Source organism: Neisseria sp. P0009.S007 (genome assembly GCF_051962515.1).
In genome coordinates, this window is sequence record NZ_JBQCVF010000091.1 from 1 (window position 1) to 8,925 (window position 8,925).

Consider the following 8,925-nt stretch of genomic DNA (forward strand, 5'->3'; position numbering starts at 1 on the left):
CTGATGGAAGCGCGTTTTGCCGCTTCGCTGTTGGGGAAGCTTTGTATCAGTTTGCGCCATGTGCTGCGGGCGATGTCTTTTTGTTGCAGTTTGTATTGGCATTGGCCGATGCTGTACATGGCATCGGGAGCTTGCGGGCTGTTGCGGAATCGGTTGGCGTAGCGGTTGCCGATTTCGATAACGGATTCGCAGTTGCCCAGACGTTGTTGGCTTTGCAGGAGCAGGTACATATTGCGGCGGGCAATTTCGCTGCCATTGCCGCCGTCAGCCTCTTTCAAAATGGCCACTGCGGCGGAATAGTTGTTACGCTGATAGTATTTTTGCGCCTGATTATAAAGGCGTAATTCGTTTTGTGCGGCTGAGTCTGTTTCAGACGGCACGCCGCCGCCATTTGCCAAATAGTTCATTTTCAGCTTGCGGTCGTCCAATCGCTGGGCTTTGGGATTGGAAGCAGAAGTAGTCGGACGTTTGATAGTCCGTTGTTGTTCCAATGTGTGCAAGCGTTGATTTAATTCTTCAACCGTGCGTTCCAGTCGGGCAATTTGTATACCTAAGTGGTCAATCTGGGTTTGTGCGTCCAAACGCGGATAGGGAATACTTTTTTCAGGCAAAGGCTCACGCGGAATATCCGGCAGGACGAAGTTAGGATTATCGGCTGGTTGAAGAGGATGGGAAACGGCGCACGATGTGGCCAATAGAGTAAGCGGCAAAAGAAACAGGGAATGTGATAATGTTTTCATCGGATTGTGTCGTTTTATTTTTTTAGTAGCAGTGTCAAACCGTCGCCGACAGGCAGGGTAATGGGAATAATGCGTGTATCGCGCGGCAGATTTTGGTTGAAATGGCGCAGGATATCCAAGCTGGGCGGATCATTTTCGGCAGCTTCATTCATGACGCGCCCACCCAACAAGATATTGTCGATGGCAATCACGCCGCCACTCCGTACCAGTTGCAAACAGCGTTCGAAATATTTTGGCGTAGGCGGTTTGTCGGCATCGATAAGTGCCAAGTCGTAGCTTTCTGATTCTCCTTGCGCAATCAAATCGTCCAAAGTCAGCAAAGCCGGTTGCAGATGAAGCGAGATTTTATGCGCTACGCCTGCTGCCTGCCATGTTTCGCGGGCAATATCGGTAAAGGTTACATTAATGTCGCAAGCCGTGATTTTGCCGTCTTCGGGGAGGGTAAGCGCCATGGCGGCGCTGCTGTAACCGGTAAAGACGCCAACTTCCAAATATTTTTTGGCATTCAATAATTTGGACAACCACACCAACATGGCCGCCTGCTCTTGGGCGATGGCCATCTTTCCCAGACGATGTGATTGGGTACGCTCGCGCAATGCGGTCAAAACGGGATGTTCGGATTGACCGATGCTGTTAAGGTAATGTTGTAATGCCGGATCGGTATTGTGTGTGTTGGTCGTCATGCCGATACGGGATTAGTCTTGATAGTAGGTGTACGGTTTTTTGTTGACTTTGGCCGCTTCAAATTCGGCCTGCTCTGTCGGATTGAGGGTAACATCCCACAGCAAATGGCGGTTTTCGAGGCGTTGTGCTTCCATTTCGGGATTGTCTTCCATGAGTTTGTCTAGGAATTGGGTAGCTTCGGATTTGTAGTGGTACATGATGTTCTGCCTGCATCGTTGTCAGACCGTCATTATAGCCGATATTTTTTGCCAATACGCTAATTAATCGAACTTCCATAAGGTATAATGGCACGTCTTTTTTAGGCCGTCTGAAGCCTTTGCTCAATGTTTTGCCCCTTCTGCGACAGAATATTGTGCAAAGGCTTAAGCCAGACAAGTTTCAGACGGCCTTTTTTATTGTGAAAAGAGCTGCTTATGTTAAAAAAATGGCTGCATAAAGTGTTGCCTAAAAAACACGTCAAATCGTTGCCCGAAAAGGAAATTATCCCGCTTGAGCAACACGGTATCCGCGCGGATATGTTGAGCTTTGCCGCAGAGAAAATTGCCAAACGCCTGCATGAAGCCGGTTTTCAGACTTATGTTGTAGGTGGGGCCGTTCGGGATTTGTTGCTCGGGGTCGAGCCCAAAGACTTTGATATCGCAACCGATGCCACGCCGGAGCAAATCCGCAAAGTATTCCGCCGCAGCCGCATTATCGGCCGCCGCTTCCAAATCGTTCATGTGATGATTGGTCCTGAAACCATTGAAGTGACGACGTTCCGCGGTGGCGATAAGGTTCAGCAAAATGCGCAAGGCCGCATTATGAAGGACAATACTTACGGCAGCATTGAAGAAGATGCCATGCGTCGCGACTTTACTTGTAATGCGCTGTATTACGACCCGATTAAAGAGGAGATTTGGGACTTCCATCAGGGCGTGGCTGATGTTGCCGATAAAAAATTGGTGATGATAGGCGATCCTGCCGAACGCTATCAGGAAGACCCAGTCCGTATTCTTCGTGCCGTCCGTTTGTCGGGCAAGTTGGGCTTTGAAGTGGAAGAGCAAACGGCTTTGCCAATTGCAGAATATGCAGGCCGTCTGAAAAATGAGCCTGTGGCCCGTCTTTTTGACGAAATTCTGAAAATTCTGTTTTCCGGTTATTCTCGTGCCTGTTTGAAAAGGCTAAACGAGTTGGGTATTCCCGAAGGCATCCATCCGCTTTTAGATGCCTTGAAAACTGCCGAAGCGGCTGAAAACCGTATGATTATGTTGGCCTTGAAAAATACCGACGAGCGTATCCGTGCGGATAAGTCCGTTTCCGTCGGTTTCGTATTGGCGGCAGTATTGTGGCCGACACTAAACGCCATTTGGCAACGCAATCAAAGCCATGGTCAAAAACCTGTCCCTGCGCTGATGGATGCGATGAACACCATGCGCGATACGGTGGAGAAAGGTTGGGGCGTACCGCAAAGATTCTCTGCAACCATGCGTGAAATCTGGCAATTTCAGCCGCAATTCGACAATATGCGCGGTGCGCGCCCGTATCGTCTGTTGGCTCAAGCCCGTTTCCGTGCCGCTTATGACTTCCTGATTTTGCGTAGCGAAGTTGGCGAGGTTGATAAAGAGATGGCTTCTTGGTGGACAACTTTCCAGCATGCCGATGAGGAAACCCGTCAGCAAATGACTGCGGCCAATGAGCGCAAACGTCAGAAACAAAGTGGATCAACTGACGGCAAACCCAAACGTCGCCGCCGCCGTCCAAAAAAGAAAACCACTGAGGCTGAATAAAATTTAAGGCCGTCTGAAACCATTAAATCTTTTGAGATTTGGTTTTCAGACGGCCTTTTTGTATTTTAATAAAAACCGCAGGTCTTTCAACCTGCGGTTTGCTTTTACGATTTGTTTTCTTCGCTGTCGAGGAAGCTGCGGAGGCGGTCGCTGCGGGTAGGATGGCGCAGCTTGCGCAGGGCTTTGGCTTCGATTTGACGGATACGTTCGCGGGTTACGTCAAATTGTTTGCCGACTTCTTCCAAAGTGTGGTCGGTATTCATATCGATACCGAAACGCATACGCAACACTTTGGCTTCGCGCGGGGTCAGGCTTTCGAGGATTTCTTTGGTTACTTCGTGCAGGCTGGTGTACATCGCAGCTTCTGCCGGCGCAACGTTGTTGGCATCCTCGATGAAGTCGCCCAAGTGCGAATCGTCGTCGTCGCCAATCGGTGTTTCCATGGAAATCGGCTCTTTGGCGATTTTCATGATTTTGCGGATTTTGTCCTCCGGCATTTCCATCAACTCGGCCAGTTTGGCGGAATCAGGTTCTTCACCGGTTTCTTGCAGGTATTGGCGCGAGATACGGTTCATTTTGTTGATGGTTTCAATCATGTGAACCGGAATGCGGATGGTACGCGCTTGGTCGGCGATGGAACGGGTAATCGCTTGACGGATCCACCATGTGGCGTAAGTCGAGAACTTGTAGCCGCGACGGTATTCGAATTTGTCCACCGCTTTCATCAGGCCGATATTGCCTTCTTGAATCAAATCCAGGAACTGCAAGCCGCGGTTGGTGTATTTTTTAGCAATGGAAATAACCAAACGTAAGTTGGCCTGAATCATTTCCTGTTTGGCTGCTGAGGTTTCTTTCTCGCTCAGCACCATGTTTTTGTTGATTTCTTTCAACTCTTCGATGGAAATGCGGGTTTCGGTTTCCATATTGGCCAGCTCGGCTTGTTTTTCTAGGATGGCGTGGCGGAAACGATCCAATGCGTTTGCCCATACACGGCCTTTGGCTACTTCTTTTTCAACCCATTCCAAATCGGTAATAGCAGGCAGGAAGTTTTCGATGAAGTAGTCGCGTTCCATACGTACGCGGTCGATACAGATATCGCGGATTTCGCGTTCGAGTTTGCGGATGTTTTCAACGCGACTGCGTAGGTTGCTGCTCAAATTTTCGATTTGACGTGTGGCAAAACGGACTTCTAACAGTTTGTTGGCAATGGCATCGCGGTGTTTCAGGTAGTTGGCGTGCTGACTGCCGTGTTTTTCCAACTGCTTGATCATTTTGCCGTATTCGCTCTCGATAAAGGCGAAGTGTTCCAAAACTTTTTGTTTCAGTTCGGCTAAATGGGCGGCGGATATGGCTTCAGAGTCGTTACCTGAATCGTCTTCATCTTCCTCGTCGCCATCTTCATCATCGCTATCGGTTTCACCTTCTTCATCATCAGGTTTGGCATTTTCCAAATGACCTAAGCCCAATTCGTTCAACAAAACTTCATTAGGGTCGATGATGGCTTCAACGACCTCATCCACACGGATTTCGTCGTTGCGGACTTGCTCGATCAACGCCAGAATTTCGGCAATCGAACCCGGGCAGGCGGAGATTGCCTGCACCATGTTTTTCAGTGCATTTTCGATTTTTTTGGCGATGATGATTTCGTCTTCACGCGTCAACAGATCGACTTGCCCCATTTCACGCATATACATACGCACAGGGTCGGTTGTGCGGCCGAATTCTGAATCTGCGCTGGAGAGTGCTGCTTCGGCTTCTTCAACAGCATCGTCGTCGGTCATGGCGGCGGCGTTGTCGCTCAAGAGGATGTCTTCAGCATCGGGGGCTTGCTCGGTTACTTGGATGCCCAAGCCGGAAATCATGCTGACGATGTTGTCGATTTGTTCGGCATCGGACATATCGTCGGGCAGAGCGTCGTTAATTTCAGAATAAGTGATGTAGCCGCGTTCTTTACCCATGATAATGAGTTGGCGCAGACGCGCGCGCTGCTCTTCGATACTCAAGGGACGGTTGTCATCTTGGTCTTGGTATTCTTCGTAGTTTTGGTTTTTAGACATGGATTGCTCTCTAGGTTGATAGGATGCCGACGGTTTACGGTGATGTGGCCGTACCTGAAGGCGGAGCAGAGCTTTTTGTTGTGAAATCAGATTTCACTTTAATACTCTGAGGCTGTCTGAAAATATTACAGATGGAGTGTTCTGCGTGTCATGTTTCGCAGCGTGTGTTTAGATTGTTCAGACGGCCTGAGGGGTTAGTTTTGCTTTGCCGTCAAAAGCGACAGCAATAGTCTTTTTTCATTTTCAGTCAAACCAGTTTGAATACTTTTTTGCTTTAAAGTTTCGATTTGACTGTATTTTAATTCATTTAACAACTTTTTCATGCCGATTTGGAAACTTTCGCAATCTTCTTCGTTATCCCCTTCCATTTCTTCAGAGTGAAGGGTCGATAAAAAGATTTGATTGACGGTTTCCTCATAGGGCGAACCGCGCATATATTCAAACACTTGTGCAGTTGCAGGAGTCGTGTCGTGATGCTTGATGGTTTCGGCCAAATTGGCAAGGCAGGCAAAATCGCCGCTTAACGCCAGATAATCGGGCAGGTCTATATATGAAGCCCAAGCCGGATTTATCAAGAGGCTTCGTATCTGTCTTTGAACCAGTGTCAGCATGGTTGGCTGTTTGACAGAAATAGGCGGCAGTTTGTAACTTTTTTGTTTGACGTGCCGCTTGGGCGCTTCTTGTCCGAGTAACTGGGCGAGGTTGTCAGGATCAATACCCACCAACTCACTAAGTTTTTGTTTCAGGAGATAGCCCAATGCCGGCGCGGTAATTTGCGCTAAAAGCGGAGAACTGGTTTTGACCAATTCTGCTTTGCCTTCTTGCGTATTGAGGTTGAGGCCGTCTGAAAGATGTTCCCAAAAGTATTCCGATAGGGGCTTGCTTTGGTTTAACAAGGCATCTTCAAATTGAGCCTTGCCATAGGCACGGATGTAGCTGTCTGGGTCGTGTTCTTCGGGTAGGAATAGAAAATGCAGCGATTTATCGTCTTTTAATTGCGGTAACGCATTTTCCAGCGCGCGCCAAGCCGCTTTACGTCCCGCGCTGTCGCCATCAAAACAAAAATAAATACTGTCGGCCTGACGCATCAGGATTTTGACGTGTTCCGCCGTGGTTGCCGTACCCAAAGCCGCTACGCCGTAGCCGACGCCGAACTGCGCCAATGCGACCACGTCCATGTAGCCTTCGACCACCAAAATCCGTCCTGCCTCTTTTACGGCAGCACGCCCTTCATATAGCCCGTAAAGGTTTTTCCCTTTATCGAACAAAGGGGTATCGGGAGAATTCAGGTATTTGGGTTTGGAGTCATCCAATACGCGGCCACCAAAGCCGATGACCTGTCCGCGAGGATTGCGGATGGGGAACATAACCCGATGGCGAAAGCGGTCATAATGTTTGCCTTCGTTATCAATGACCATACCCGTATCCACTAACGCAGTATTCGGATAGGGTTGGAATACTTGCGCCAAAGGTTGCCAACCGTCAGGCGCATAGCCCAAACCATAATGCGCGATGACTTCCGCACTCAAGCCGCGCTTATCCAAATAAGCCTTCGCCACCGGATTGAATTTCAACTGTTGCGCATAAAAATCCGCCGCCGCCGCCGTCGTTTCTTCCAAAGTTTGTTGCTTTTTTTTACGTTCGGCACGGATTTCGGGGTTGTCTTCCTGCCCGCGAACTTTAGGCACTGTCATACCGACGCGATCAGCCAAAAACTGCACCGCCTCCGGAAACGACAGCCCCTGATGTTCCATCACAAAACCAATCGCCGAACCATGAGCCCCGCAACTGAAGCAATGGTAAAACTGCTTGGTCGGGCTGACCGAAAACGATGGCGTCTTTTCCTTATGAAACGGACAGCAGGCCATATAGTTCGCCCCGCCTTTCTTCAGCGGAACCTGTTCGTCGATAATATCGACAATATCGACTTTGGACAAAAGCTCGTCAATGAAATCAGATGGAATCATGGTTCGGCAGAAGAGGATGGACGGAAAATATTTCAGACGGCCTTATAAACAGACAAAGGCCGTCTGAAAATGGAATTTTAGATGAGGGTCGAGATGAGTTTTGTATTATAGCAAATAGTTGTAATACATGTGTCTTATCCTTTTGAGGTAGGGTATTAATAATCGTATTTCATTCGTTATTAAGATAGATATGATGTCGTTAAAGCAAAGGCCGGCTATAAGATATTCAGACGACCTTTGCTGTTGTCTTATTTTGCGATTCAGTTGCGCTTTCATGGTATGAATATGATAATGAACGTATATCCTCGGTTTTAGAAAGGTCGTTTCTCATGAAAGATTTTGCACGTTTGCTCAATCATCCCGATATTTCCTTTTCTCCGATTCCAGATGCCATTAAAGTTGATAACCCTGCAACAGGTGAGGCTTTGGCGTTTGTCCGTAAGACTGATTCAGACGGCCTGAAGCTTTTGATTCAAAAGGCAGAGGCGGCACAAAAATTATGGGCGGCAAAAACTGCGTTGGAGCGGGCCGATGTGTTGTGGCGCTGGTATTTTTTGATTAAAGAAAACAAAGAAGAACTCGCGCGTATCATGACGATGGAGCAGGGCAAAAGCCTGACTGAGGCGCGTGGTGAAATTGATTATGCGGCTTCGTTTGTGCGCTGGTTTGCGGAAGAGGCGCGGCGGATTGACGGCGATGTGCTGACAAGTGTGAAAGCGTCGCAAAAACTGGTTGTACTGAAACAGCCTGTCGGCGTTACCGCTGCGATTACGCCGTGGAACTTCCCGTTTGCGATGATTGCGCGCAAGGCTGCGCCTGCTTTGGCGGTGGGCTGTGCGATGATAGTTAAACCTGCATCGCTCACGCCTTTGAGTGCGTATGCATTGGTCGTTTTGGCTTATGAAGCCGGCGTGCCGCAGGATTTGTTGCCTGTTGTCAGCGGTAGTGCTTCGGAAATCAGCCATGAATTTGCCACGAATCCGACTGTGCGCAAAATCAGCTTTACTGGCTCAACCGAAGTCGGCGCGAAGATTTTTGCCGACAGCGCGGCAGACATTAAAAAACTCAGTTTGGAACTGGGCGGCAATGCGCCGTTTATCGTGTTTGACGATGCCAATTTGGACAAAGCCGTTGAAGGCGCTCTGGCCAGCAAGTTCCGCAACAGCGGTCAGACCTGCGTCTGCACCAACCGCGTTTACGCTCAATCCGGCATTTACGACGAATTTTGCAGCAAATTAAGTGAAAAAGTGGCTGCGCTCAAATTGGGCAACGGCTTGGATGAAGGCGTCAACCAAGGGCCATTGATTGAGGAAAAAGCGGTGGAGAAAGTCGAGCAGCACATCGTCGACGCGCTCTCCAAAGGCGCGGTTTGCCTGACTGGCGGCAAACGCAGCGCGTTGGGCGGAACATTTTTTGAGCCGACTGTTTTAAGCGGCGTTACGGCGCAAATGGCGGTAGCTCGCGAGGAAACCTTCGGACCTTTGTGTCCGGTGTTCCGTTTTGAAACCGAAGCCGAAGTTATCGAGGCTGCGAACAATACGGAATACGGTTTGGCAGCTTACCTTTTTACCTCTGACACCGCCCGTCAATGGCGCGTCGGCGAAGCCTTGGAATACGGCATGGTCGGCATCAATACGGGCTTAATCAGTAATGAAGTAGCACCGTTTGGCGGCGTAAAACGCAGCGGTTTGGGACGTGAAGGCAGTAAATA

The 8,925-nt window shown here is 49.1% G+C and carries 7 protein-coding genes; 2 read left to right on the forward strand and 5 right to left on the reverse strand.

The window, feature by feature from the left end; genetic code table 11:
* The 3 genes from ACTHS3_RS08755 to ACTHS3_RS08765 form a co-directional block, all read right to left on the reverse strand.
* Positions 1–740: tetratricopeptide repeat protein (locus tag ACTHS3_RS08755; protein WP_440367703.1), on the reverse strand; the 740-nt coding region annotated here is incomplete at its 3' end.
* Between the two features lie 14 nt (positions 741–754).
* Positions 755–1,423, reverse strand: coding sequence for a class I SAM-dependent methyltransferase (locus ACTHS3_RS08760; RefSeq protein ID WP_070625578.1), 669 nt, complete (start codon positions 1,421–1,423; stop codon positions 755–757).
* Positions 1,424–1,435: 12 nt separating this feature from the next.
* Positions 1,436–1,621 (reverse strand): DUF3460 family protein, encoded by a 186-nt coding sequence (locus tag ACTHS3_RS08765; RefSeq protein ID WP_003680728.1) that lies wholly within the window; start codon positions 1,619–1,621, stop codon positions 1,436–1,438.
* A gap of 216 nt (positions 1,622–1,837) precedes the next feature.
* Between ACTHS3_RS08765 and ACTHS3_RS08770 the strand changes: the two genes are divergently transcribed.
* Positions 1,838–3,190, forward strand: coding sequence for a polynucleotide adenylyltransferase PcnB (locus tag ACTHS3_RS08770; RefSeq protein ID WP_070625576.1), 1,353 nt, complete (start codon positions 1,838–1,840; stop codon positions 3,188–3,190).
* A 104-nt stretch (positions 3,191–3,294) separates the two neighbouring features.
* Here the strand turns inward: ACTHS3_RS08770 and rpoD are convergent, their stop codons facing one another.
* Positions 3,295–5,247, reverse strand: coding sequence for an RNA polymerase sigma factor RpoD (rpoD, locus tag ACTHS3_RS08775; protein WP_004520313.1), 1,953 nt, complete (start codon positions 5,245–5,247; stop codon positions 3,295–3,297).
* A gap of 194 nt (positions 5,248–5,441) precedes the next feature.
* Positions 5,442–7,214 carry a DNA primase gene (gene dnaG, locus ACTHS3_RS08780; RefSeq protein WP_049335257.1) on the reverse strand — a complete coding sequence of 591 codons (1,773 nt, stop codon included), beginning with the start codon at positions 7,212–7,214 and terminating at the stop codon, positions 5,442–5,444.
* A gap of 329 nt (positions 7,215–7,543) precedes the next feature.
* Between dnaG and ACTHS3_RS08785 the strand changes: the two genes are divergently transcribed.
* Positions 7,544–8,925 (forward strand): NAD-dependent succinate-semialdehyde dehydrogenase (locus ACTHS3_RS08785; protein ID WP_440367706.1); only part of this gene is annotated, 1,382 nt, incomplete at its 3' end.

Coding starts and splice junctions, on each gene's coding strand:
- ACTHS3_RS08760 (WP_070625578.1), bottom strand. CDS start 1,423: ATGACGACCAACACACACAATACCGATCCGGCATTACAACATTACCTT.
- ACTHS3_RS08765 (WP_003680728.1), bottom strand. CDS start 1,621: ATGTACCACTACAAATCCGAAGCTACCCAATTCCTAGACAAACTCATG.
- ACTHS3_RS08770 (WP_070625576.1), top strand. CDS start 1,838: ATGTTAAAAAAATGGCTGCATAAAGTGTTGCCTAAAAAACACGTCAAA.
- rpoD (WP_004520313.1), bottom strand. CDS start 5,247: ATGTCTAAAAACCAAAACTACGAAGAATACCAAGACCAAGATGACAAC.
- dnaG (WP_049335257.1), bottom strand. CDS start 7,214: ATGATTCCATCTGATTTCATTGACGAGCTTTTGTCCAAAGTCGATATT.